At 55.9% G+C, this 25,442-nt stretch carries 24 protein-coding genes and 1 pseudogene; 15 read left to right on the top strand and 10 right to left on the bottom strand.

All coding sequences use genetic code 11. The features are described 5' to 3' along the window. Positions 1-103: 103 nt before the first annotated feature. Complete coding sequence (locus AOA61_RS19270) at positions 104-997, bottom strand: LysR family transcriptional regulator (protein WP_099602440.1); 894 nt, start codon at positions 995-997, stop codon at positions 104-106. 275 nt (positions 998-1,272) lie between these two features. On the opposite strand from AOA61_RS19270, the gene AOA61_RS19265 reads away from it, so the two are divergent. The 5 genes from AOA61_RS19265 to AOA61_RS19250 all read left to right on the top strand — a co-directional run bounded on the left by AOA61_RS19265 (position 1,273) and on the right by AOA61_RS19250 (position 4,946). Continuing rightward, the gene (locus AOA61_RS19265) at positions 1,273-2,709 is read left to right on the top strand and encodes a cytosine permease (RefSeq protein ID WP_099602439.1); all 1,437 of its coding nucleotides are present in this window, start codon (positions 1,273-1,275) and stop codon (positions 2,707-2,709) included. Positions 2,710-2,748: 39 nt separating this feature from the next. After that, positions 2,749-3,726 (top strand): carbon-nitrogen hydrolase family protein, encoded by a 978-nt coding sequence (locus AOA61_RS19260; RefSeq protein WP_032891439.1) that lies wholly within the window; start codon positions 2,749-2,751, stop codon positions 3,724-3,726. Positions 3,727-3,794: 68 nt separating this feature from the next. Then, on the top strand, positions 3,795-3,947 hold the full coding sequence (locus tag AOA61_RS31555; RefSeq protein WP_177326467.1) for a hypothetical protein: 153 nt from the start codon (positions 3,795-3,797) through the stop codon (positions 3,945-3,947). A 6-nt stretch (positions 3,948-3,953) separates the two neighbouring features. After that, positions 3,954-4,256 carry a hypothetical protein gene (locus tag AOA61_RS32310; protein ID WP_241150155.1) on the top strand — a complete coding sequence of 101 codons (303 nt, stop codon included), beginning with the start codon at positions 3,954-3,956 and terminating at the stop codon, positions 4,254-4,256. 306 nt (positions 4,257-4,562) lie between these two features. Further along, positions 4,563-4,946, top strand: coding sequence for a VOC family protein (locus AOA61_RS19250; RefSeq protein WP_099602438.1), 384 nt, complete (start codon positions 4,563-4,565; stop codon positions 4,944-4,946). A 43-nt stretch (positions 4,947-4,989) separates the two neighbouring features. Here the strand turns inward: AOA61_RS19250 and AOA61_RS19245 are convergent, their stop codons facing one another. After that, positions 4,990-6,213, bottom strand: coding sequence for a LysR family transcriptional regulator (locus AOA61_RS19245; RefSeq protein ID WP_099602437.1), 1,224 nt, complete (start codon positions 6,211-6,213; stop codon positions 4,990-4,992). Positions 6,214-6,368: 155 nt separating this feature from the next. Between AOA61_RS19245 and galB the strand changes: the two genes are divergently transcribed. The 8 genes from galB (at position 6,369) to AOA61_RS19205 (ending at position 14,410) form a co-directional block, all read left to right on the top strand. Further along, the gene (gene galB / locus AOA61_RS19240) at positions 6,369-7,103 is read left to right on the top strand and encodes a 4-oxalmesaconate hydratase (protein ID WP_032891429.1); all 735 of its coding nucleotides are present in this window, start codon (positions 6,369-6,371) and stop codon (positions 7,101-7,103) included. Next, positions 7,100-7,816: a 4-carboxy-4-hydroxy-2-oxoadipate aldolase/oxaloacetate decarboxylase gene (locus tag AOA61_RS19235; protein WP_032891427.1), complete on the top strand. Its 717-nt coding sequence runs from the start codon at positions 7,100-7,102 to the stop codon at positions 7,814-7,816. Before galB ends, AOA61_RS19235 begins: the two co-directional genes overlap by 4 nt. A 5-nt stretch (positions 7,817-7,821) precedes the next feature. Next, positions 7,822-8,910 (top strand): 4-oxalomesaconate tautomerase, encoded by a 1,089-nt coding sequence (locus AOA61_RS19230; protein WP_099602436.1) that lies wholly within the window; start codon positions 7,822-7,824, stop codon positions 8,908-8,910. Beyond that, positions 8,910-9,833, top strand: coding sequence for an NAD(P)-dependent oxidoreductase (locus AOA61_RS19225; RefSeq protein WP_099602435.1), 924 nt, complete (start codon positions 8,910-8,912; stop codon positions 9,831-9,833). Before AOA61_RS19230 ends, AOA61_RS19225 begins: the two co-directional genes overlap by 1 nt. A gap of 27 nt (positions 9,834-9,860) precedes the next feature. Then, complete coding sequence (locus AOA61_RS19220) at positions 9,861-10,745, top strand: LysR family transcriptional regulator (RefSeq protein ID WP_032891421.1); 885 nt, start codon at positions 9,861-9,863, stop codon at positions 10,743-10,745. A 112-nt stretch (positions 10,746-10,857) separates the two neighbouring features. Next, a complete protein-coding gene (locus AOA61_RS19215) occupies positions 10,858-11,721 on the top strand; it encodes an amidohydrolase (RefSeq protein ID WP_099602434.1) in 864 nt (287 codons plus the stop codon). Between the two features lie 54 nt (positions 11,722-11,775). Further along, positions 11,776-13,089 (top strand): dicarboxylate/amino acid:cation symporter, encoded by a 1,314-nt coding sequence (locus AOA61_RS19210; protein WP_099602433.1) that lies wholly within the window; start codon positions 11,776-11,778, stop codon positions 13,087-13,089. A 91-nt stretch (positions 13,090-13,180) separates the two neighbouring features. Next, positions 13,181-14,410: an OprD family porin gene (locus AOA61_RS19205; RefSeq protein WP_099602432.1), complete on the top strand. Its 1,230-nt coding sequence runs from the start codon at positions 13,181-13,183 to the stop codon at positions 14,408-14,410. A gap of 386 nt (positions 14,411-14,796) precedes the next feature. Here the strand turns inward: AOA61_RS19205 and AOA61_RS19200 are convergent, their stop codons facing one another. From AOA61_RS19200 to AOA61_RS19190, 3 genes are all read right to left on the bottom strand, one after another. Further along, positions 14,797-16,341 carry an amino acid ABC transporter permease/ATP-binding protein gene (locus tag AOA61_RS19200; protein ID WP_032891416.1) on the bottom strand — a complete coding sequence of 515 codons (1,545 nt, stop codon included), beginning with the start codon at positions 16,339-16,341 and terminating at the stop codon, positions 14,797-14,799. Positions 16,342-16,391: 50 nt separating this feature from the next. Next, positions 16,392-17,183 carry an ABC transporter substrate-binding protein gene (locus tag AOA61_RS19195; RefSeq protein ID WP_099602431.1) on the bottom strand — a complete coding sequence of 264 codons (792 nt, stop codon included), beginning with the start codon at positions 17,181-17,183 and terminating at the stop codon, positions 16,392-16,394. Between the two features lie 109 nt (positions 17,184-17,292). Continuing rightward, a complete protein-coding gene (locus tag AOA61_RS19190) occupies positions 17,293-18,048 on the bottom strand; it encodes a class II aldolase/adducin family protein (RefSeq protein WP_032891414.1) in 756 nt (251 codons plus the stop codon). A 176-nt stretch (positions 18,049-18,224) separates the two neighbouring features. Between AOA61_RS19190 and AOA61_RS19185 the strand changes: the two genes are divergently transcribed. Continuing rightward, on the top strand, positions 18,225-19,121 hold the full coding sequence (locus AOA61_RS19185; protein WP_099602430.1) for a LysR family transcriptional regulator: 897 nt from the start codon (positions 18,225-18,227) through the stop codon (positions 19,119-19,121). Positions 19,122-19,245: 124 nt separating this feature from the next. Here AOA61_RS19185 and AOA61_RS31860 read toward each other — a convergent pair. From AOA61_RS31860 to AOA61_RS19175, 3 genes and pseudogenes are all read right to left on the bottom strand, one after another. Beyond that, a pseudogene (locus tag AOA61_RS31860) lies at positions 19,246-19,419 on the bottom strand (DDE-type integrase/transposase/recombinase); the annotation flags it as partial. Positions 19,420-19,491: 72 nt separating this feature from the next. Beyond that, a complete protein-coding gene (locus AOA61_RS19180; RefSeq protein ID WP_099602429.1) occupies positions 19,492-20,685 on the bottom strand; it encodes a GGDEF domain-containing protein in 1,194 nt (397 codons plus the stop codon). Between the two features lie 108 nt (positions 20,686-20,793). Beyond that, positions 20,794-21,276, bottom strand: a complete 483-nt coding sequence (locus AOA61_RS19175) for an Lrp/AsnC family transcriptional regulator (RefSeq protein ID WP_032891412.1) — start codon at positions 21,274-21,276, stop codon at positions 20,794-20,796. Positions 21,277-21,440: 164 nt separating this feature from the next. Here AOA61_RS19175 and AOA61_RS19170 point away from each other — a divergent pair, with 164 nt between their 5' ends. Beyond that, positions 21,441-22,481 (top strand): zinc-dependent alcohol dehydrogenase family protein, encoded by a 1,041-nt coding sequence (locus AOA61_RS19170; protein ID WP_099602428.1) that lies wholly within the window; start codon positions 21,441-21,443, stop codon positions 22,479-22,481. A 103-nt stretch (positions 22,482-22,584) separates the two neighbouring features. Here the strand turns inward: AOA61_RS19170 and glyA are convergent, their stop codons facing one another. After that, positions 22,585-23,850: a serine hydroxymethyltransferase gene (gene glyA / locus AOA61_RS19165; protein WP_099602427.1), complete on the bottom strand. Its 1,266-nt coding sequence runs from the start codon at positions 23,848-23,850 to the stop codon at positions 22,585-22,587. Between the two features lie 83 nt (positions 23,851-23,933). Next, the gene (locus AOA61_RS19155; RefSeq protein ID WP_241150154.1) at positions 23,934-25,229 is read right to left on the bottom strand and encodes a benzoate/H(+) symporter BenE family transporter; all 1,296 of its coding nucleotides are present in this window, start codon (positions 25,227-25,229) and stop codon (positions 23,934-23,936) included. Between the last annotated feature and the right edge of the window lie 213 nt (positions 25,230-25,442).

Raw genomic sequence — 25,442 nt, 5'->3', positions numbered from 1 at the left:
TAGCAATTTCAACCTCCTCCTATCCGGCATCGCGCTTGCCGTACGAACGGGTTTGTTTGTCTGATTTTCGAACTTGCGCGCTCGGCTTCAATGTCACCAATGACTATGCCGTCTGCAACGCCTGCAGCAGCTTGGCCAGTGACTCCGTCGGCACTTGCCCTTGCCGGGTGATGCAGTGAAATGATGCGCTATACCTTAACCGCTGCGGTGCAATTACACGCAGCATCCCACGCGCGACCCAGATATCGGCATAGTGGGTTGGCAGGAAGCCGATGCAGGTGCCGGATGCAATCAGCGTGGCGATGGCTTCCATGGAAAAAGCGCTTACCGAGTTACCGAAACGCAATTTGTGTGGCCGGCGGCTTTCGAGCATATAGCCACGGTCGACGTAATCTGCAGCACCGATTTCCTCGTCCGTAAAGTGCTCGTCGGGACGCTCGAAGAAAGGGTGTCCGCGCCCGCAATACAGATTTTGTTCTTCCTCGAATAGCTCTTGGTAGTGCAGGCCCGAAAGCTGGTGGTTAAAACAACCAATCGCGAGGTGCAGACGTCCTTCGAGCACGGCTTGCTCAAGCTCGTCGGCGCGCATTACCTGCAGGTCGATGCGTGTACGAGGCGAGACTAGTCGAAAGGAAGCGAGGGCCCGCGGTAGCGGTGCCTGGTCGAGCGAAAGCAGGTTATCGACGCTGCCTATCTGCAAGAACTCTGGATACTTCTGGTTAAGCATGACTACCCGCTGATGAAAGCGGTCGATATCAGCATACAGCTCCTGCGCCGCAGCATAAGTTTGGGCGCCTTGCTCAGTAAGTTGAAAGCCGCTCTTGCCGCGACGGCAAAGGGTATAGCCAAGGCGAACTTCCAGATCTCGCACCAATGTGCTCAAGCGGGGCAGGCTGGTATTTAGGCGTACCTGCGCGGAGGTGAAGCCTCCAGCCTCGACGATAGTGCAAAAGATGCGCAGTTTGCGCAGATCCACGTCTGAGAAATTGGTAAGCATCAAGACCTCCGGTGCAGATTCACAAATGCCATAGGCACAGCCCTTATACCAGTAAATTTGCCTTGCGAATCAATGCGCCTGAACGGTACCGAAAGAGGCCGTGCTTTAGTTGCGATTTCAAGCAAGTCAGGTTCTGTACTGGAGGATTTACCGGCCATTTCTTTCTTTCGATACTCGCAGTGCTGCTGGGCAGAAGTCCTGCAGGAAGGGGAGCAACTGCGGCCCACGCGAGCACGACTTCCCCCAGAAGAAAAATAATGTTTACGGAGTGCGGTATGACAACTCAACGACGTAGAGGGTCGGGCAGACCCACCATTGAAACTCGCTCAATCGATTATGTGCCTAGTACAGAGCGACACGGTAAGGTCTGGCACCAAGGCCCGTTCTGGTTTACCGGAAACTTTGTGTTTCTCACCATGATGGTCGGTTTCGTTGGGCCGAGCATGGGGCTCAGCATTCTGTGGAGTGTACTGGCGGTTATCATAGGTGCTGGCTTCGGCACCGTGTTCATGGCCTTGCACGCCAACCAGGGCCCGAAGATGGGCATGCCGCAGATGATCCAGTCACGCGCGCAATTCGGCAGCCGTGGGGCCATTGTGCCGTTTGCGGCGACCATCTTTGTTTACATCGGTTTTATAGTGTTCGGCGTCATTTTGGTAACCCAAGCCATACAGTTGGTTCTACCGGGCTCTACGTGGTTTTGGTACCCCACGTTGATTACGATCAGCATTGTGATTGCAGTGGTGGGCTATGACCTATTGCACTTTGTGCAGCGTTGGCTCACATACCTGCTAATTGCGGTGTTTGGCATCGTGACATTGATGGCTGTTACTGCACTGCCAGCGGCGGCCCCAACACCGGTTGGTTCGGGCTGGAACACCACTGCGTTTCTAGTGCAGTTGTCACTCGCAGCGGGCTATAACATCAGCTACTCGGTTTATGTCTCAGATTATTCGCGCTACCTGCCCCAAGACTCGTCCAGCTCCAGGCTGATCTTCTGGACGTACCTGGGCGCGGCTGCTTCGGCGGCCTGGCTGATGTCTCTGGGGGCGGTGTTGTCCAGCTATATACCGGGCGCCGATGGCATCGTTTCGCTGGTGCAAACCGGCAATTATTTATTCCCTGGCTTTGGCATATTCGTCGCGCTGGTAGGCGCCGTCGCACAGTTGTCGGTCACCGGCATCAACTGCTATGGCGCCATGCTAACCGGCATCAGCGCAGTGGACGGTTTCCGACCAGTGCGCCCAGGTGTCCGCGTGAGAGTGATCGGCCTGAGCACAGTTGGCCTGTTGTCGCTGGTGATCGCGTTGACGTTACCGGATGCCTATATGGCCAGCTTCAACGGCTTTGTGCTGCTTATGCTGTACTTCTTGATCCCATGGACGGCGGTCAACCTTGTCGACTTTTATACGATTCGCAAAGGTGAATACGCCATCGCCGAAATATTCAATCCGCACGGCGTATATGGCCGTTGGGCCTGGCGCGGCGTGCTTGCCTATCTGGTCGGGTTTGTCGCGATGGTGCCGTTCTTCTCTATCCCGTTTTTCGTTGGCCCGGTAGCAGAAGTAATGGGCGGTGCGGATATCGCATTCATCCCCGGCCTGCTGATTTCCGGTGGCCTGTATTTCGTGCTGACGCGCAACCTCGAACGTTCCTCGGAGATTGCCGCGCAACGCAAAAGTCAACTGGCGCTTGAAGGTATTGCCGGCTGAGCACTCACCGATAAACGACCAAAAGAAAAAGGTTTTTAAATGACCAGCAAACGCGAAAAAACAGTCGCCATTGTGCAAATGCCTGCGGCTCTCCTTGATCGAGCCGAGTCGATGCGTCGGGCAGCCGAACATATCAAAAAGGCAGCACTCCAGGAGGCTCAACTTGTGATATTTCCGGAAACCTGGCTGAGCTGCTACCCAGCATGGGTATTTGGAATGGCGGGCTGGGACGATGCGCAAGCAAAGTCCTGGTACGCCAAGCTACTAGCAGACAGCCCGGTCATTGGCCAGCCTGAAGACATGCACGATGACCTGGCGGAGCTTCGCGAGGCTGCGCGCGTTAACGCAGTCACCGTGGTTATGGGGATGAACGAGCGCTCCCGACACCATGGCGGCTCGCTGTACAACTCACTGGTCACTATTGGCCCCGATGGCGCCATTTTGAATGTGCACCGCAAACTGACGCCCACCCACACCGAACGGACGGTATGGGCCAATGGTGATGCCGCAGGGCTAAGGGTGGTCGACACCGTGGTTGGTCGCGTAGGCGGATTGGTGTGCTGGGAACACTGGCACCCGCTGGCGCGCCAGGCTCTGCATGCACAGGACGAACAGATTCATGTGGCGGCCTGGCCGGACATGCCGGAAATGCACCATGTCGCTGCCCGTTCCTACGCGTTCGAAGGGCGCTGCTTTGTGCTCTGCGCCGGCCAGTACCTGGCCGCTGGGGATGTGCCGGCCGAGTTGTTGGCGGCTTACCGGCGTGGGGTTGGCGGCAAGGCACTGGAGGAAGACGTACTGTTCAATGGCGGATCTGGTGTGATCGCCCCTGATGGTTCCTGGGTGACGGCACCGCTCTTCGGAGAGCCTGGAATTATACTGGCAACCATCGACCTAGCGCAGATCGATGCCCAGCACCATGACCTCGATGTGGCCGGGCATTACTTGCGTCCGGATGTTTTCGAGCTCTCGATTGATCGACGCGTACGCACCGGGTTAACGCTGCGCGACGCCTGAACTCTCGCCTCAACCATATGTTCCGGGCGGCCGTGCATAGGTCGACCCGGAATCAGTAAGGCTAATTGATGGTTCATGCGCTTCTGGCTACCGCTCTGTTATCCATCGCGCCGGGGGCGCTCTGCGGTTTCGCCGTTCTGGCTTCTGTCGACTACCCGGCCCAGCTTCGCGCCCTGGGCATGGCCAATCCGATACGCGTGCGGCAGGCGCATCTGGACTGAATCATCATGGGGACGGCGGTGGCGGTCACTGCGTTTTCCAATCCGCAGCTTCCCGACTGGGTCGCGGCACTGGTGATGTTCGGTGGAGTGGTAAATCCGCTGACGTTTGTGCCAATGGTGTTCTCCACCACCATGGAGACCACCAAGGCGTTTCAATGGGTGTCGTTTGTGTCGTTTGTTTCGCTGAGTTTGGGCCTGAACGCGCAACTTCACGACTTAGATTTGGCAGGCAACTATTCAAGACCTGACATCTTTGAACTTTCAATTGATCGGCGCGTGCGCACTGGTATCACCATTAGTGACAAGTAACGCTGTTGAGACTACGAAGGGACCAAAACTGCATGGACGCGTAATTTGCGGTCACGACGCTTTCAGCTTCCATGCATCTCGACTGGATTGCTGGCCTCTTGCTCTTTCACAGCGCTGGCGTCGATAGCCCCGTTTACATTCGTGCCGATGCCAAGACAACTTCCTTCACCACATTTTTTTGCAAAGGCTCGGATTGTGCGAAGAAATCTCGGACCCAACAGGCTTGTCGACGGAGGCCAGGGCTCATCTCGCAACGGGACAAACAGCAATATCCACCTGCCGTTTTTCACCAAAAAGGATACTTAAATGCCTATCTTCACGCACATCACCGTCGGCACCAATAATATGCAAAAAGCCCGCGATTTTTACGACCATGTATTGGGTGCGCTGGGACAAAAACGCATCATCGATTTAGAAGATGATGGCTCGGCCTGGGGGGAGAGCACCCCATCGTTCTACGTTCTGAAACCAGCCAACGGTGCTCCTGCAACCGTGGGTAACGGTGTCACTATTAGCTTCGCAGCACCCGACCGCGCAGCCATCGACTCCTTCCACGCCGCAGCGCTGGCCAGTGGGGGAACTGACGAAGGTACGCCGGGGCCACGAGACTGGGCACCCAACGCGTATGCTGCTTACGCGCGTGATCTCGACGGCAACAAGCTGGCCGCCTACTGTTTCACGCCAGCGTAGGGGTCAAGACACCTTGCTGACGAATAACTACGTTGAACCTGCGTCAGGATACCTCTGCCATTTTCATCGCCGCCTCCCCTACCACCTCCCGAATCTTATCCATCAACGCCTGCGCCGCAGGCGATTGAAGCGCCCCCGCTCTGGAGATCAGGCCAATAGGTCGCGTGGTGTGGCTAAGGGAAAGCGGCAGTCGCACCAGCTCACCGCTGACCATTTCGTGTTCCAGTTGATGCGCCGAAACGGCAGCGAGCATGTCTGAGCGCAGCAACACACCGCGCAAAATCGCCAGATCGCCCGTTTCAATCACTGGGCTGGGTGCGGCGATGCCGATGTGGGCAAAAAACGCGTCTAGCAGTTGCCGTGCCGGAGAGCCGGCGCGAGGCAAGATCCAGCGGGCGGCACTCAAGTCCTCATAGGAAGGCGTCCGCTCCAGCCAAGGGTGGTCGCGGCGTACCAGGATCACCATTTCCTCCCGCAGCAAGGCTTCGCTATGCAGATCGCTGGCGTAGGCCGACGGGCGCAGAGCGCCGAGTACAAAATCCACATCGCCAGCGCGCATTTCACTGGCTAGCAGGTCAAACGGGCTTTCGTTTGTGACGACTCGTACGTGGGGGTGTTGCAGGGTCAGGCGCACGATGGCTTCTGGCAGTATTCCCGTGCGCCCGAGCGGCAAGGCCCCTACGTGCACGGCACCTTGAAGAGAACCACTCAACGCAGCGATATCCGCATCGATGTGACGCAGTTCATTCAGTGCTCGCCGAACTCGCAGCAACATTCCAAGGCACGCGCGGGTCGGCAGCAAACCGTGAGGCGTGCGTTCAAACAAGCCAGCACCACTGCCCTGCTCCAGCACTTTGATGGCGGCACTGATCGCGGGCTGCGAAACGCCAAGCGCACTCGCCGTGGTTTGCATATGGTGGGTTTCACAGAGTTTCGCGAACATTTCCAGGCGGCGGGTCTGGAACAGGTAAAGCGGCTCGGCCGAGTGGCCCAATACCTGCCCCAGCAAAGACGGAACGGCCAGCAATTCTTCCAAGGCCCGGCGAGCCCGAGGAATGACACGGTCTCCGTAATCGGTCAGACGCATACCATTGACGGTGCGTTCGAACAGCAAGGCGCCGAGGCGCTTCTCCAGCGCCAGGATGGCGCGTGTCACGACAGGCTGTGCACGAAATAGCACGGCAGATGCCTTGGATACGCTGCCGTATTCGACAACGCGAAGGAACGCGCGAACCTGCATCAAATTGGGCAACTCAGGACTGTGCATGCCTACCTGCCGAGTTTTTGAGAAAGCGGGTGCACAGCATGCATAACTCATCCCGATAAGTAAAACGCATACCTATTGCCGCCGAACGCATTATTCAACCTCCCCCTCAAATGCGACTGTGGGTGCTATCAAACAGCCGCAAGAAGAGCACTTCGATGATCAATAAAACAAAAACTGCATTAGTCGTCAGCGCCCACTCTGCCGATTTCGTTTGGCGCGCAGGTGGCGCCATCGCTCTGCACGCCCAACAAGGTTATGCCGTACACATCGTGTGCTTGTCCTATGGCGAAAGAGGTGAGTCGGCCAAGCTCTGGCGCAAAGGCGAGATGTCTGAAGACAAGGTCAAAACCGCGCGTCGCAGCGAGGCTGAAGCCGCAGCGGAGATACTTGGCGCGAGCGTGGAATTCTTCGACATCGGCGACTACCCGATGCGCGCCGATAAAGAGACGCTGTTTCGTTTGGCCGATGTGTTTCGTCGCGTGCAACCGGAGTTCGTCCTCAGTCACTCGATCAAAGACCCCTACAACTACGATCACCCACTGGCGATGAACCTGACGCAGGAAGCGCGCATCATCGCTCAGGCCGAAGGCTACAAGCCTGGCGAAAAAATTGTGGGTGCCCCACCCGTTTACAGCTTCGAACCCCACCAGCCGGAGCAATGCGAATGGCGCCCGGATGTGCTGTTGGACATCACCGAAGTCTGGGACAAGAAATACGCCGCCATCCAGTGCATGGCTGGTCAGGAACATCTCTGGGAGTACTACACCCGTGTCGCCCTGCAACGCGGTGTGCAAGCCAAACGCAACGTGGGTATCGCCTCTACCCGTAACATCGTTTACGCCGAGGGCTATCAAAGCATCTTCCCAAGGGTGACGGAGAACCTGGCATGAGCACACTGATCGGAAAAACTGGAGTTGTCGTGCGCAACATTCCCCGTGGCGATTCGGCGCTGATCGACGAACTGGATCGCTTTGGTGTTGCTACCGTGCATGAAGCCCAAGGACGTAAAGGTTTGTTGGAATCGGCCATTCGTCCCATCCAGCAGAACCAGAGCATCAGCGGAACGGCGGTGACCGTGTTGGTTGCGCCGGGTGACAACTGGATGTTTCACGTGGCGGTCGAACAATGCCAACCCGACGATATCCTGGTGGTCGCGACATCGTCTCCCTGCACCGATGGATACTTCGGCGACTTGCTCGCCACCTCGTTGATGGCCCGAGGGGTACGTGCCCTGATTATTGACGCCGGGGTGCGCGATACCCGAACGCTTCGGGAAATGGGCTTCAAGGTATGGTCGCGGGCTGTGCATGCCCAAGGCACGGTCAAGGAAACCCTGGGTTCGGTCAACGTGCCCATCATCTGCGCCGGCCAATTGGTCGAGCCCGGGGACGTCGTAGTGGCAGACGATGACGGCGTGGTCATTGTGCGCCGCGAAGAATTGCCCGACGTGTTTGAAACCAGCCGAAAACGCGCCCAAATCGAAGAGCAGAAACGCGTGCGCCTGGCGGCTGGCGAGTTGGGCCTGGATATTTACGCGATGCGTCAGAAGCTCATCGATCGGGGCCTGACTTATTACGACAGCCTCACTGACGTACAAGGATGACCTTCATGCGCCAGACCCGAATTCCATGCCTCATGATGCGTGGAGGCACCTCCAAGGGCGCTTACTTCCTGGCTGACGATCTACCGCCGGAAGGTAAGCTGCGTGATCAAGTATTGCTGTCCGTCATGGGCTCACCCGATGCACGCCAGATAGATGGCATCGGCGGTGCAAATTCGCTGACCAGCAAGGTCGCCATCATCCGCCGCTCGGATCGCCCGGATGCTGATGTCGATTATCTGTTTGCTCAGGTTTCAGTCGAACAGGCTCAAGTTGATTACGGTCAGAACTGCGGAAACATCCTTGCCGGCGTCGGCCCCTTTTCAATCGAGCGTGAGCTGATCAGCGCAGACGAGTTGTTGACGACCGTGCGGATTTTCATGGTGAACACCGGGCAGATCGCGGTGGCTAAAGTCCCCACTCCAGGCCGCATCGTCGAGTACGCAGGTGATACCCGCATCGACGGTGTTCCTGGCACCAGTGCTTCTCTGATTGTCGAGTTCGAAGACATTGCCGGCTCCAGTTGCGGAGCGCTCTTGCCTACCGGAAATGCCATTGACCGCTTCGATGGCATTGAAGTGACGTGTATCGACAATGGAATGCCTGTTGTGCTGATCAGGGCGACTGATGTGGGGTGCACGGGCGATGAAAACCCCGAGCAACTGGACGCCAACATGGCGCTCAAAGCGTTGCTGGAATCGATCCGGCTGCAGGCGGGCCCGTTGATGAATCTGGGAGATGTGCGCGAGCGCACAGTACCGAAAATGTCCCTGATAGCAGCCCCCCGCAACAGAGGCGCTATTGGCAGCCGTACCTTCATTCCTCACCGCTGTCACACATCAATAGGGGTGTTCGGCGCTGTCAGTGTCGCCTCTGCCTGCCTGATTCAAGGGACAGTCGCGAGCAGTTTGGCCCAAGTAGAAACAGGTGATCGAGTCCAATTGTCTGTCGAGCACCCGACCGGCGAGTTCACGGTGGAGCTGCGTATAATTGACGGTCAGTTAGCCGGTTGCGGGTTGGTGCGCACGGCACGGCTGTTGTTCGAAGGCAACGTGCTCATTCCTGGCGACGTCTGGCAAAAATCGGTGAAATCGTAATGACCACGACCGTATCTATGATCGGCTTCGGCGAAGCCGGTGCCATTCTGGGCGAGGATCTTGCAGCACAGGGCGTGAAGATCTACGCCTATGATCGACTCCTTGAAGACCCGGCCAAACGAGCCGCGCTGCATGAAAAAGCCCAGCGGTGTGGCGTTCAACTGTGCGAGGGTGCGGCTCAAGCGATAGCGCTTGGCGAGTGGATCATTTCAGCCGTCACAGCGGATAACGCACTCGAAGTCGCACTGAACGCGGCGCCACTGATGAAGCCCGGACAACTGTTTATCGACATCAACTCGGTGGCGCCCTCTACGAAGCGGGCAGCAGCCAAAGGGATGGAGCTGCATGGCGTCGATTACATCGATGCTGCAGTCATGGCGCCGGTACCGCCACAACGCTTGAAAACACCCATCTTGTTAGGCGGCCAACACGCCACCCTGGTCGCTGAACGATTAAGCGGGCTAGGCATGAACGTGCGGGTAGTGGCAGATGTGATTGGCGCAGCTTCAGCGATAAAGATGTGTCGAAGCATCATGATCAAAGGCCTGGAAGCGCTCACCACCGAATGCCTGAGTACCGCTCGCCAGTACCATGCCGAGGGTGAGGTGCTGGCGTCATTGCACCAGAGTTTTCCGCAGATGGGTTGGGACAGCGCCCTACCCCACTACTTGATCAGTCGCGTGGCCGAGCACGGTCGGCGTCGCGCAGAGGAAATGAAAGAGGTCGCAAAAACCGCTCGCGACGTCGACGTGGTTCCGAACATGAGCCAAGCCATCGTCAGCGCTCAGCTCGGGCTCGTCGATGCCATGCTTGATGCCGATATTGATTACTCACACCTTGAGCCATTCGACTGGATAAACCTGATCGACACGGTGTATGGCAGCCCAATCGCTCATGAAAGCACTGTCCGGGAAAAGCGGTAACATAGCTTTTTTCCCAGAGTCGCACTCATGGATCTAAAACAGCTCGAATGTTTCGTACGGGTGGCCGAGTTCGGCAGCTTCACCAAGGCCGCCGCCGTACTGAACATTTCTCAGTCGGTCGTTAGCCGTCAGGTCAGGCAGCTTGAAGTCGAGCTGCAGGAGCATCTGCTCTTGCGAAATGGTCGAGGCGTCTTACTGACCGCTTCCGGGCAACGCTTGTTCGATCACGGCAAAGGCATCTTGCGGCAGGTGCAGGTGGCGCGTGAAGACCTGCGCGAACAACGCGATACGTTGTCTGGCAAGGTCGTCGTCGGGCTTCCTCCCAGTATTTCCCGACGCCACACTGTGGCAGTGGTCTCTGCCTTCCGAGAGCGCTTTCCTGACTGCATATTGGGGATCAAAGAAGGCCTGACTCATTCGATGCGCGAGTGGCTGCTCCTGGGTCGCCTCGATTTCGCACTGCTCTTCAATCCTGGCCACAGTGCACAACTGCAGTATGAGCACATACACTCAGAACCATTGATGCTCATAGGTAGCCAGCACTCGAACCTCCCTTCCCAGGTAGCGATGAAAGACTTGGGCCAATACCCTTTAATCACTCCCAGCGAACCTCACTCCATACGCCGCCTCATCGAGAATGAAGCGTCGAGGCATGAGGTGCATCTGAACGTTTGCCTGGAGGTCGATAGCATCCCGTCGCTATTGGAATTGATCAATCTCAACATGGGCTACGGCGTACTGTTTCGCTCGGCCTTGGCCAACGGCGACGGAAAACTCGAAGGACTCAAAGCTGCACAGATCGTTGATCCATCAATCCAGACGCACTTATTTATCGCAACGTTTGAGCAGCGCCCGCTGTCTCGCCTGGCACAACAGACCATGTCATTGGTTCGTGAGATCTGCATAGACTGAATAGACGCATGCAAAATCCGCATAACTGCTAGAGCCTGTGTCTTGTTGTTGTAAGGCGTCGAGGCGGCCACCATCGGCTATCGCTTCCGCTAACGATAATAAAGGACACGAGATGAAAAGCTGCCTCGCCCCTGACGCCAACCCAACAAAACCAAAGCAGCCGCTTCCTGTCGGTGCGTGGGATGCGCACTGCCATGTATTCGGTCCTGCGGCTGATTTCCCTTATGCCGATGATCGTAGCTATACCCCACCAGACGCCCCATTTGAAACATTGCAGGCATTGCACAACCACTTGGGATTCACGCGCGGTGTAATTGTCCAGGCCAGCTGTCACGGCAGTGACAATCGCGCAATGCTCGACGCTATTGCACGGAGTGAAGGACGGTATCGAGGCGTAGCAATCGTTGACGGCAGCGAAACCGATGAACAGCTTGCCGAGATGGACGCCGGCGGTGTTCGTGGCGTGCGGTTCAACTTCGTTGCACATCTGGGTGGCGCGCCAGACCTGGACGTCTTTGATAGCACTGTGGATCGCCTTGCGGATTTGGGGTGGCATGTCGTCCTGCACCTGGATGCACAAGACATCCTGACTTATGCCGAAAGATTGGCGCGGATACCCGTACCTTTCATCATCGACCACATGGGTCGCGTCAAAGCGCAGGATGGTATTGAGCAGCAGTCCTTCCTGGCATTGCAGCAACTGATGGAAAATCCGCTTGCGTGGGTCAAGGTATGTGGCGCAGAGCGTGTATCGGTCGGGCGGCGACCATTCGAAGATGCCGTTCCGTTCGCGCAGAAGCTGATTGAGCTAGCGCCGGAACGCGTCCTGTGGGGCACTGATTGGCCGCATCCAAACATCAGTAAAGACATGCCAAACGACGGCGGGTTGGTGGATCTGATGTTCAACTTCTGTACCGATCCTCTGCTGCGTCAAAAACTGCTGATCGATAACCCGATGAAGCTCTACGGCCGTTAAGTGCACCCAGCTTTGTTGCACCTCCAAAAATAAGACTTACAGTGAGTGAAAGCCATGAACCCCAGCCCCGCATCTGCTGAGGCAGAAGTAACCCTTCCCGCCAAGGTGAAAACCAAGCCGCCGTTCTATCGCGCGATGTACTTTCAAGTCCTGCTGGGTATTCTCGCGGGAGTCGCCGTCGGCCATTTCTGGCCAACCTTTGCGGCCGATCTCAAGCCGCTGGGCGATGCGTTCATCAAGCTGATCAAGATGATCATCGGCCCTGTAGTTTTCTGCACAGTCGTCACCGGCATCGCCGGTATGCGCGACCTGAAAAAGGTCGGTCGGGTCGGAGGGAAAGCACTGCTCTACTTCGAGGTCATTTCGACGGTATCGCTGCTGATAGGCCTTATCGGTGGGCACCTTTTCAATCCAGGGGCAGGCTTCAATGTCGATGTGAATACCCTGGACGCGTCGGCAGTCACCGGGTTCGCCGAGAAAGCTCAGCACATGCACATGGTCGAATTTCTGATGGGGATCATTCCCTCGACGTTTGTGCAGGCCTTTGCCGAAGGTAACGTGCTTTGCATATTGCTGGTCTCCGTGCTCTTCGGGTGCGCGCTGTCAGCCATGGGTGAGAAAGGCAAACCGGTCTACGACATGATCGAAGGGCTGTCCGGCGTGTTCTTTCGCATTGTTCACATCATCGCCAAGCTTTCCGCCATCGGCGCGTTCGGCGCCATCGCTTTCACCGTCGGTACTTACGGTGTCGGTGCGCTCCTGCCGCTGATGAAACTGGTCGGCAGCTTTTATATCCTGTGTGCATTGTTTGTCATCGTGGTGTTGGGTGGCGTGGCGAAAGTTTGCGGGTTCAGCATCCTGCGCTTTATCGCTTACATCAAAGAGGAGTTGCTGGTCGTGCTTGGCACCAGTTCATCGGAAGTGGTACTGCCGCAGATCATGGAAAAGATGGAGCGACTCGGGTGCTCTAAGCCCGTCGTCGGGCTGGTCATTCCCACCGGCTACTCCTTCAACCTCGACGGTACCAACATCTATTTGACGATGTCGGTGCTCTTCATCGCTCAAGCGCTGAACATCGACCTGTCACTTTCTCAACAACTGACGTTAGTCATCGTGGCCATGCTCACTTCCAAGGGTGCCAGCGGTGTGTCAGGCGCCGCCTTTGTCATGCTGACCAGCACCTTGATGGTGGTGCCGCTTGTACCGGTGGCAGGCATGGTGTTGATTCTGGGTATCCACCGCTTCATGGGCACCGGACTCGCCATGACTAACCTGGTGGGTAACGGTGTCGCCGCGCTGGTTGTCTCAGCGTGGGAAAAAGAACTGGATCGCGACAAGCTCGCCCAGGAACTTGGCACCAAGCCGTAAACCTTCTGCTCTATCGATCACACCATTTCTAAACAGTCACTGTTCGGTCCAGCACCGAGCAGCGACTCCCTGCGTCAGGAAAATAATAAAAATGAACCACGCCTTATATGTTGCTTTGCTCACACCTGCACTTATCTCCATCGACACCTCAATGGCCGATGATTTTATCGCGGACAGCAAGATTCGCCTGGAAGCACGAAACTTCTACTACAACGGGGATTTTCGTCAGGGAACGGGCGTATCCAAAAGAGAAGAATGGGCCCAAGGTTTTTTGCTCAACTATGAGTCGGGATACACACCGGGAATAATCGGCTTTGGCGCCGACGCACTGGTGTTTGCGGGTTACAAACTGGATTCGAGCCCAGACCGTTCCGGTAGCGGCCTGCTCCCCAAACGAGCTTCCGGTGAGGCCGTTGATGAATACTCAAAAGCAGGCTATGGCGTCAAACTCAAAGTATCTCAAACATCACTGCGCTACGGCATGTCATTGCCAAAGGTTCCAGTGCTTCAGTACAACAACAGCCGGCTGCTTCCTCAGACGTTCCAGGGCTGGCAGATCAACTCTACCGACGTAGATCGCCTGACCCTGAACCTGGCGCAATTCGATAAGACAATCACACCCGACTCTACCGACCTTCAGGACATAACCCTCGCAGTGAAAGATGGTCGCTATCGTGCAACCGGTATCGGCGACAACTATCGATATGGCGGCGGGACCTACAAGCTGACGCCAGAACTGAGTGCAACGTACTTTTATGGCGAACTTGATGACGTTTACCGTCAGCAGTTCGCTGGATTGATACACAACACGCGCCTCGGCAAAGGCATGTTGACCACTGACCTGCGTGCCTTCTCAAGTCGTGATGTTGGCGCAGCCAAAGCGGGAGAGGTTGATAACCGCGCATATGCTGCCGCGCTCGGCTACGCCTTAGACAATGGGCATAGCGTCATGGCGTCCTACCAAGTCATGGGCGGTGCTACGGGCTTTCCTTACATCAATAACCCCTACCTGCCCAACTACGTTCAATACCACGACTTCGGAAGCGCAGGCGAACGTAGCTGGCAGCTGCGCTATGGCTACGACTTCGCAGCCATGGGTATCCCAGGGTTGAGCTTTTTCACGGCCTATATCCGGGGAGACGGCCTGAAGACGGTCGGTGCCGAGAAAGAGTGGGAACGTGATGTGGACGTAAACTACGCCTTCCAGGGATCGTTAAAGGGGTTCTCTGTGCGATTACGGAATGCAACCTATCGAAGTGACGCTGCCAGAGATATTGACGAGACACGCTTGATCGCAAGCTACTTGTTCACATCCTTTTAAACTTGGATCGAGTATCGATGTAAAGAAGTCAGTTCGAACGGGTCAAGTGATCTTGTAAGCCGGCTAAGGATTCACGCCGCAAGCTTTTCCCTGACGTCGGGTGACCGAGAGTCGTTGAAGCTTTGAGGCCTGGCGATTTGTAGCGCGATACGCAGCGCCACACATCCGCTCGGGCCTCATGCTCCGATCTGTAGCCAGTTTGGGGACCCACTCTGAATTCAAACGACCAAAGTAGTGCCTCATCGGAGCGTTGCACCCAACACTCCCCTTTATCGCTCATGCTCTGCCTGAGCCGATCTTGCCCAAGGTACGACGCACGCAGACTTCGAAGCCCTGTGATGCTTGAACGCTAAAAACTCTGTCTTGCTGAACTTACCTGTGAGCGATTAGGCAATTGCATTCTTGGTTAAGACGGTCGGTTCGGGTATCCCCATGAACCTTCTGACTCTCTCAGCAGAGTCCGCTTCTCGAATCTCTTGGGGAGAAGCATCAAGCTGGATTTTTCCATTTTCCATGAAAATGACTCGATGAGAAATTGACATCGCGAACTCCATTTCGTGGGTGACGATCAGCAATGTCATGCCGTCATCAGCCAATCCCTTGATCACCTCCAGCACTTCTCCAACCAGCTCTGGATCCAGTGCTGAAGTGGGCTCATCGAACAGCATGATGTCTGGCGACATCGCCAGCGCACGTGCAATTGCCACTCGTTGCTGCTGACCTCCTGAAAGCTGATGCGGATACTTGTGGGCATGCTCAAGCAGTCCAATGCGATCAAGGAGGGAATAGGCGTTAAGCTGACATTCATTCTTCGAGCCGCCGTGATGCAACGGTGCGAGCGTTACGTTATCGACCAGCGTTCGATGGGGGAACAAGTTGAAGCTTTGGAAAACCATTCCTATGTGTTTTACGCGTCGCCGAAAGGCACGCAGGTTACCGCCATCCAGTGTGTCCTTTTCGATGAAGTCGGCGCCAAAGAGCTTGATGCTTCCCTTATCAATTTTTTCCAGCCCGTTAATGGTTCTGATAAGAGAGGTTTTGCCTGAACCAGATGGGCCAATAATGGAAAGAACCTCGCCCTTTCTAATCGACAAGTCGATTCCTTTCAGAACCTCATGACTCCCATAGCTCTTATGCAAATCCTGAAGATGCAGCACTGTATCGCCCTCGTATGAACGGCGCAGGCTTTCCTGTTTAAAGTTCTCCGTGGATTTTCTTAAAGCGTTGGCCTGTTCACTACCCAGGGTATGCGGCTTACGCAGGCTAAGATCCAGTGAGCGCTCGAAACGCTCAAGCATGTATCCGAACACCGTAACGATTAACACGTAATACACCGCAACAGCTGCCAACGTCTCCATCACCAAAAAATTCTGGGAGTACAAGCGCTGACCGACCGTGAGAATCTCTGTGAGGGAGATGACGGATGCCAGCGATGTCAGTTTTACGATGGTGACGTATTCGTTGATCATCGTCGGCAGCGATATACGAATGGCCTGAGGGATGACAATAAGCCATTGCGCGCCGACCGTACCGATGGCCAGCGCCTTTCCGGCCTCCTTTTGCCCCTTGGCAACAGAAATCAGTCCCCCTCGATGAATCTCAGCCATGTACGCCGCTTCGGTGATCACCAGGGCAATGAGGCCCGAATAAAACGGATTCGAAAGCAGTCCACCGGAAGAAGGAATCAGTTGCGGTAGGTTGTAGGTAAAAACGATCAAGACCAACAGGGGAACGCTGCGGAAAAACCATATGTACACCGAAGCTGAGCCGCGAAGTAATGGGGAACTCGACATCTTGGCCAATGCCAGAAGAAACCCCAGAAGACCGCCCAGCAGCCATGCCGCAGTACTGAGCTTGATGACCTGAAGACAGGCTACCCAAAACGAATCCACCGCGAAGAGGGAGACGAAGTAACTCCAATCAAATGACATAGTTGCCCCTTGATAACCCCACCGCTATAAACAGCGGTGGGCTATGCTTGTTATTCTGAGATGGGTTCAAGGCTGTACTTTTTGAGGATGATCTCGTATTCGCCGCTTGCTCTGCTTAGCGACAATGCTTTCATCAGAGCTGCGTGCGTGGCGATGTTGCCTTTCTTGACGAAGATCCCCAGAGTTTCAGGGTAAATGAGTTCTTTAGAGCTGATGACTACTCGACCTTTGGTTCGCTCGGAAATGATGTGAGCCGCACCTGCGATCTCTACTTGAGCCTGCACGTTGCCGGAAAGCAACGCTTGGGTCGCCTCTGGCGCAGATGGATACTCGCTCACCATCACTGCGGCTTTATTATTGGGTATGCAGTATGCCTCAGACAGTTTTTGCAGCTTCGGAAGCCACGAGTTCCCTTGCTCCAATCCAATCTTTTTGCCACATAGATCTTCCGGAGATTGAGGCTGAAATACGCTGTCCCGTGCCACTAAAATGGCTGATCCTGTTTTGGCGTAGGGAATGACCAGCGCCTGGGTCTGACGCTCGGCTGTGATGTACATACCTGAGATAATCGCGTCGTATTTTCCCGCGTTGAGTCCGTTGATCAGGCTCAGAAACTTTGTGTCGATGAACTCCACTTTCCTGTCCAAAGACTTTCCTATCGAAGCGGCAAGCTCAGGGTCCGCCCCCACAATATTGTTCTCGGCGTCGTAGTATTCAAACGGTGGGTAGGTGATCTCCATGCCAAACTTCAAAGGAGATTGTTCTTCAGCGTGGACTAGCGGCACTCCAAATCCAATGACTGCAACTAAAGAAAAGCTTTTCACGAGGGCGTGCTTGTTCATGGCGTTTCCATTATTGAGAGGGCAGGAACGAAAAGGGCTCTTATATTTCTATTGTTATGCGCAATAACGGATATAGCAGAAGCCTATTTTTAAACCTATCACTACGCAATCAACGACAGTAGTAATCTTTTTGAGAGGAAATTATGTGCAACCCACCCTGCCAGGCCAGTTCCACGATCCCGTGATCATAATCGCCTGCAAACGTATCATAAGTTTTTTTACACATATGCGGATCCGGAGTAACAATATTTTTATTCATACTGCGGATTTGCACATGTATCTGGCAGGCGCGCTCTAACATATAAATACTGTGAAAAGCTTCGCCAATAGTCCGCCCGCCGACGATGATTCCGTGATTTCGCAAGAGCATGGCGTTGGAATCACCAAGGCTATTAATCATATTTTGCTGTTCCAATTTGGTATCTATGAAAGAGCCGTAGGTGTGGTATTTAAGTTGCTCGTAAAACTTCATTGCATGCTGAGACAATGGCGGCAACCCTTCTTCAAGTGCCGAAACTGTAATTCCTGCCGCAGTGTGGGTATGTATTACGCAGGCCATATCGGGCCGGGCATTATGAATCGAAGAGTGGATCAAGGCACCTGCGATGTTCATCGCTTCGGACGTACCATTGGTACCAACACACAGTCCATCGAATCCAACTTTCACAAGATCACTCGCCTGCATCTTTTCAAACGGCACACCGTAGCGATTGATGAGAAAGACTCCCGGTTCTCCGGGAATGCATGCCGAGGCATGGGAGTCGACGAGGTCTGTCATGCGGTAGTAGGCCAGTAGACGGAAAAGAGCCGCAAGGTCACAACGAGTTGACCACTCCTGCGCGCTGATACCTTCGAGTGTGTTCATTTATTGGGCGCTCTCACAGTGTTGTTATTGGCTGACACCATATGAAATTAACTTTTCAGTGCCTATTCGCATTTTGTTATATTGGGTATTGGGCAAACCAATACGAGTACTATTTCATGGGTTTCCGACCGACCACCGCGATAAATTCCGGCGAATTGCGTTCTGTGAGCGAACGAATGGACTGGAATCTGCTGAAAACATTTTGTGTCGTGGCGATCGAGAAAAGCATAAGCAAGGGAGCAGCACGGCTAAATTTGTCTCAGCCCGCCGTGAGTCAGGCGATCAAACGCCTGGAGGAACAGCTTGGAGCTACGTTGATCAAGAGGGATAGTCACAGATTTGAAATTACCGAAGTAGGAATTTCGCTTTTAAAGATCGCTCTAGCGGCCAGAAAAAATATTCAGGAAGTTGATGCAGTCCTGAATGAAAAACGAGGCAACATTAAAGGCGCCATACGCATACTCACGGTCAGCGGTGTAAATTCCCCACTGTACGACAAAGTTTTACGAGAAATGCATTCGGACTTTCCAGAGGTCACATTCAACATTGAAGTTGCAACCACTCAGGAAATAATCAGCGCAATACAACGCAACGTAGTTCCGTTTGGCATTGGAATCAGTCAGCCCGGGGAGGTTGACATAAAACAATCCATACTTACCCGCGAGGAGACATTTTTCTACTGCAGTAACTATCACCCACTTTTCAACGAAGAGTCGGTGACACTTGATCAAATCAAAGCCACAAAACTGGTCAGTTTTTCAGGGGAGTCCTTGGGAGGCACCCTATCTAAGTTGTCTGAGCACTATGGCAGTCATTATATACACCAGCAGATATCTGCCTCATCAGCGAATACGGCAGAGATGTTGCGGCTTGTACTGGCGGGGATAGGGATAGGTTCTCTCCCCGAGCACCTAGGTAGGGAGTATGAGGAGCGAGGGCTTCTGCGAAAGCTCCTACCAGAAACGAGCGTTTGTGAGGTCTTGATTGTAATGATGTGGAGCCCCCATCAAGTACACACTGAAGCCGAGGCTATTTTTCTCGACAGAATGCGGGCTGCATTAAACTTGGAGTGATATCGGCAATATCAGAAATAAGCCATGGATCATCAAGCTTTGCATATTGGCTCAACTTGCATAAGCCGCAGAAGTCGACGACGCTAAAGTAGTCGCAGCCGTGTTTTCATTAAGGGCGGCGCCTCAAAGCTACCTCCTGCTTCGCTTTACGTCTCCAAACCGCCATCAGTAACCCATCAATGACCAAATCGCTGGTCATCTGCGACGTCATTGACCAGCCAACGACTTAACGAGAAAACAGATCCAGCACCACAGCCAAATATAGGCAGCGCTCATACGTGCGAATGCAGGTGATGTCCGGCGATCCGGACAGTCTCCAGGCTCCCTCAGGCACGCTGTTCATCTGATCATTTCCGCCTTGGCCTGCCGTTCAATACTCAATGATATCCATGGCGGCAGTTTCACCGCGATGCACCTGCGGCGCTGCCAAACACAAGGTATTGCGCCCCAGGCCCTTGGCTTCATACAGAGCGGCATCCGCCCGCGCAAGCAGGCTGGCCGTGGTGTCATCCGGGTTTGGCACCACGCAGCAGACTCCGATACTGATGCGCGCCGAGATGGTTGCCTCGCCAAACCGAGCCGGTGAATCGGCGACCGATGCGCGCAATTCGTCCAGAACCTTCACCGCGTCTTCGGGGCTGGTGCGGGGAAGTAACACCAGGAATTCCTCACCCCCATAACGACCAATACTGTCGGACTCACGAATTCGCTGGGTGAGATGATTGACGCAATGGCAAATCACCTCATCACCGGCCAGGTGTCCATACACATCATTGATCTGCTTGAAATGGTCGATGTCGACCATCGCCACGGCCAAGTAGGCAGCGTCTCGGCGCGCGCGCTCCAACTCTTTGGAAAACTGTTCCAGCACGGCTCTGCGATTGAGAATACCGGTCAGCACGTCGCGTAACGCCAGGCGCTGGAATAACGACTCGCTGCGTTCTTTGGCCAGCAGCACCAGTCCGAGGGAGATCATCATCGCGGTGAACGTGCCGATACTGACGGAGATGGTTTGCTTGAGGTTGCTGACGTCATAGCGCATCTCGGCGGCTCCCCCGCCGATGATGGCGACCACCCGCATGCCAAGGCCGATCAGGCTGATACTTGATCCGATGATCAACAGCATGCGCGAACGCCCGTGAGCGGGTATGTAGCGGAGCGTCCAATAGATGATCAAGGCGCATTGCACCATCAACACCAGCGTGGCGGCCAGCATGCGCGGTTCCAAGGTGTCGATCAGGCTTGCCATCAAGGCAAGCATCAAGGCAGCAGGCGCAAATATCCGCCACCAGGAGACGCGCAACTCAACGATCCGAAAGATGCTGGCCCCATAAAAAGCCAGCGCCACCGCCAGCAATGTGTTGGCAGCCCCATAGGTCAACCACAACGGGGCGTGGCCGAACAAGGTGTATCCAATGTAAGCCAGGGCATGTGCCGCCAAACCAAAGCCAATGGTCAGCAAGCCGTCGCGCTGGTTGAACTGGCCGACCAATATCAGACAAAACGCCATGATCGTCGCCACTAAGGCGACGCAGGCAAAAAGCGTGGGGGTATGGGCAATCATGACGTCTCACCAGGCGCTGTCAGGAGCAGCTCTGGTGCAGTTTAGTTGAGTAGGCTGTCAGTTTGTCGGCCATCTGCAGCATTGTCTTAGCGCCTGTCAGGGCAGCGCTCAGATACTCAAGAGCTCGGCTACGGGCAGTCGATTGGTAGTCTTCATTTCTCGCAGGGACAGGTTCGAGCGAATACTCGAAACGCCAGGAAGCTTCCTGAGTACTTTTTCGACAAAGCGGCTGTAGCTGTCCAAGTCCCGTGCAACCACCTCAAGTAGAAAGTCCGCCTCGCCTGTTGTGTTATGGCAACTCAAAACCTGAGGTGCCGCCTGAATAATCTTTTCAAACGTTGCCGTGGCTTCTTCGCTGTGATCGGTGCAAGAGATCTGGACAAACGCCTTCAGGCCCAGCCCTAGTTTCTTTCGATTGAGAATGGCTTGGTATCCCTCGATAACCCCGCACTCTTCAAGCCGGCGTTGCTTGCGCCAGCAGGACGCTTCGCTTAGGGACAGCTGCTCAGCCAGCTTGACGTTCGACAGCTTGCCGTCGCGCTGCAAACGTTCCGATATTGCAATGTCCGCCTTATCAAGCTGCTCAAGCATGAAATAACTCCTCAAATTAAGACTTAAAAATGAAGGTTAATTTCAATTTCCGGGTGACGTCAATTGCAACTTGAAGGGTAATTTCAAGGGGTTCATCCATAATGGAAATGCCTGGATCGTGACACTTCAACGTCACATCGCCCATCCAAACATAGGTCATTTGAATGAAAGCAGTCGTCTACGAAGCCTTTTCCAAGCCGCCGCGCCTGATGAACGTGGCAGACCCGTCCCCGGAACGTCATGGTGTGGTTATCCAGGTGCTTGGCACAGGGGTATGTCGCAGCGACTGGCATGGTTGGAAAGGTCATGACCCCGACATTGAGCTGCCCCATGTACCGGGTCATGAGCTGGCGGGCATCGTGGCCGAGGTGGGCAACGACGTCACGCAATGGAAGGTCGGCGACCGTGTGACCGTGCCGTTCGTGGGCGGATGTGGTGCCTGCGCCGAGTGCAATAGCGGCAATCAGCAGGTATGCCACACGCAGTTCCAGCCAGGCTTTACTCATTGGGGTTCTTTTGCCGAATACGTCGGTATCCATCAGGCCGATCTGAACCTGGTCGCGTTGCCTGAGAGCATGGATTTCGCTACCGCTGCAAGTCTGGGTTGTCGGTTCGCCACCTCGTTCCGCGCAGTCGTTGACCAAGGAAAAGTCAGTGCCGGTCAATGGGTCGCGGTTCACGGTTGCGGAGGCGTTGGCCTGTCTGCCGTGATGATCGCCCAAGCCATTGGCGCGAACGTGATCGCCATCGATATTTCCCAGGACAAACTCGACCTGGCACGCGCGCTCGGCGCTGTCGCCACGATCAATGCCCAGTGCGTGGCGGACGTCGCCGAAGCCGTGCTGGAAATCACTCAGGGCGGTGCCCACGTATCGCTGGACGCATTGAGCCACCCAACCACCTGCTTCAACTCCATCAACAACCTGCGCCGTCGCGGCAAGCACGTTCAGGTGGGGCTGATGCTCGCTGATCACGCCACGCCGGCAATCCCCATGAGCAAGGTCATCGCCCACGAACTTGAGATCTACGGGAGCCACGGCATGCAAGCGCACCGCTATGACGCCATGATCGAGATGATCACCTCCGGCAAGCTGGCGCCTGAAAAACTCGTGGGCAAGACCATCAGCCTGGAGCAGTCGATCGACGCATTGATCCATATGGACCGGTTTGAGACGGCGGGCGTCACCGTCATCACCGAGTTTTAATGCATGGCGCCACATTGAGCGGCGCTGAATTCACTAAAAATCTAGCGTTCACGTGGGTGATCGCGCCCGCTGAAAACACGCGGACACCCTCCCCCTTACTGACTCAGCGATAGACCGGAAAACGACGGCACAGCGCGACCACGTGTTCGCGCACATGCTGCCCGACCTTGTCGCTGTCGCCGTTTTCCAGTGCGTCCAGCACGTCGCACAACCAGCCAGCCACTTGCTTGCAAGTCTCCACGTCAAACCCGCGGGTGGTCACCGCCGGGGTGCCGATGCGAAGGCCGGAGGTCACAAACGGTGAGCGCGGGTCATTGGGCACCGAGTTTTTGTTGGCGGTGATGTAGGCACGGCTCAGCGCCGCGTCGGCGTCCTTGCCGGTGTAGGGTTTGTCGGACAGGTCGATCAGCATCATGTGGTTGTCGGTGCCGCCCGACACGATTTTGTACCCGCGCTGTTGCAACACTCCGGCCATGGCCCTGGCGTTGATCACCACGCGGGTCTGGTAGACGCTGAACTCCGGCGTAAGCGCCTCCTTGAATGCCACGGCCTTGGCCGCGATCTGGTGCATCAGCGGGCCGCCCTGCACGCCGGGAAACACCGCGGAGTCGAGCTTTTTGTAGAAGGCTTCATCCTGACCTTTGGACAAAATCAAACCGCCCCGTGGCCCGCGCAGGGTTTTGTGCGTGGTGCTGGTGACCACATGCGCATGGGGAAGTGGGTCCGGGTATTCGCCCGCAGCGACCAGCCCGGCGACATGGGCCATATCGACCCAGAAAATCGCCCCGACCTTGTCGGCAATGCTGCGCATGCGTGCCCAGTCCTTGTAGCGCGAATACGCGGAAAAACCACCGATCAACATTTTGGGGCGCGCTTGCAGCGCGATTCGCTCCATCTCGTCATAGTCGAGAAAGCCGGTTTCCGGGTTCAGTCCGTAAGGCACGATGGTGTAGTGACGCCCCGAGAAATTGGCGGGGTTGCCGTGGGTCAAATGACCGCCCTGGGCCAGGTTCATGCCCATCACCGTATCGCCGGGGTTGATCAGTGCGAGGAAGACCGCCGCGTTGGCCTGGGCGCCCGCATGGGGTTGCACATTGGCGTAGTCGCAGTTGAACAGCGCCTTGACCCGCTTGATGGCCAGCCGCTCGGCGACGTCGACGTACTCGCAGCCGCTGTAATAGCGCTTGCCGGGGTAGCCTTCGGCGTACTTGTTGGTGAGCACCGAGCTCTGGGTTTTCATCACCAGCGGGCTGGCATAGTTTTCCGAGGCTATCAGCTCGATATGGTCTTCCTGACGATGTGCTTCGTTCTGAATGGATTCATACAGCTCAGGGTCGAAAGCGTTCAGGGTCAGCGTCGAGTCGTACATGTGCAAAGTGTCCTTGGTCAAGAATTCAAACGGTCGGTGACAGCAGGCGCGTGATGCGTACGGCGATGTCGTCGATCTGTGCGTCATTGCAGGTCAGCGGCGGCATCAGGCGCACGGTGGTGCCCCGTCTGACGGTGATCAGCAGACGTTGTCGCAACCGTTTCGGCCTGTGGGGCCGCCGTCTTTTCACGGCGCGGCAACTGTCCATTGAGCACGGCGTAGGCTGCCAGGCCGATGACCAGGCCCCAGAACGCGCCGCCGATGCCCAGCACGGTGATATTGGCCGCGCAGGCCAGAAAGGTGATCAGCGACGCTTCCCGGGATTTCACGTCCGCCATGGCATTGGCCAGGCTCGCGCCGAGTGTGCCCAACAGCGCCAGCCCGGCCAGGGTGGTGATGAAGGTCGCCGGGAAGGCCATGAACACCGCGGCCAGGGTCACGCCGAAGATCCCCACCAGGATGTAGAAGATGCCCGCGGCAACGCCTGCGACCCAGCGCTTGGACGGGTCTTCGGAGGCTTCCTTGCCCGTGCAGATGGCGGCCGTGATGGCGGCGATGTTGAAGGCATGGGAACCGAACGGCGCCATCAGCAGAGAACCCAGCCCGGTCACGCTGAGGATCGGGTTGGCACTGGTGTTGAAGCCGTCACTGCGCAGCACCAGCATGCCCGGCATGTACTGCCCCGTGAGGGTGATCAGAAACAGCGGCAGCGCGACGCTCAACAACGCATTGACCGAGAACTCGGGGCGTGTGAACACCGGAGTCGCGAACTCCAGCGCCAATCCCGTGAAGTCCACGCGCTCCTGCATCAGCAAAAAGCCAAGCCCCAGCACCAGAATGCCGACCACCGCGTAGCGCGCACTCAAGCGCTTGAACAGGATGTAGGCGCCGATCAACACACCGACCAATAGCGGGTCGACGCTCATGCTGGCGAACGCACCGATGCCAAACTGCAGCAGGATGCCGCCCAACAAGCCCGCTGCCACACCTGGCGGGATCAGCCGCACGGCTTTCTCAAAGTAACCGGACACGCCCAACAGCACGAACGCTGCCGCCGAAATCATGTAGGCGCCGATGGCCTCGGCGTAGGGCGTGGTCCCCAGGGCGACGATCAAAAACGCCGCCGCAGGCGTCGACCAGGCGGTGATGATCGGCTCGCGGCTCACCCAACTGAGAAACAGCCCGGTCACCCCTACCCCGATCGACACAGACCAAACCCACGACGCCGTCAACTCAGGGCTGAGCCCGGCAACCTTGGCGGCCTGAAACACCAGGATGAACGTGCCGCCGTAATTGACGATCACTGAAATCAACCCGGCAACCACAGGGTGCAGCAGGTCCCGCAGATGCACGGACGAGGGGGATTGAGTAGATGACATAGGTCTTGGCTCCTTGCTGGACGATGTATCCATCCGGTCGCTGTTAAGCGGTCATTTATAGCGTTTGAATGGCAGGTTTAACCCCTACGCTTTAGCGCAACCGACCAGACCACTTGGCGTGGTCGGTCAAGCATGCTCTCGCGCAAACGCGCTCATGAAATCCCATAACGCCTCGAACGCCGGCACTGAAACGGCGTTGAAACCGTGGGATGG

The sequence above is a fragment of the Pseudomonas sp. 2995-1 genome, assembly GCF_002742505.1.
Taxonomy (GTDB): Bacteria; Pseudomonadota; Gammaproteobacteria; order Pseudomonadales; family Pseudomonadaceae; genus Aquipseudomonas; species Aquipseudomonas sivasensis.
The sequence above is the reverse complement of the archived record's forward strand: the minus strand, read 5'-3'. Positions and strand labels throughout refer to the sequence as shown.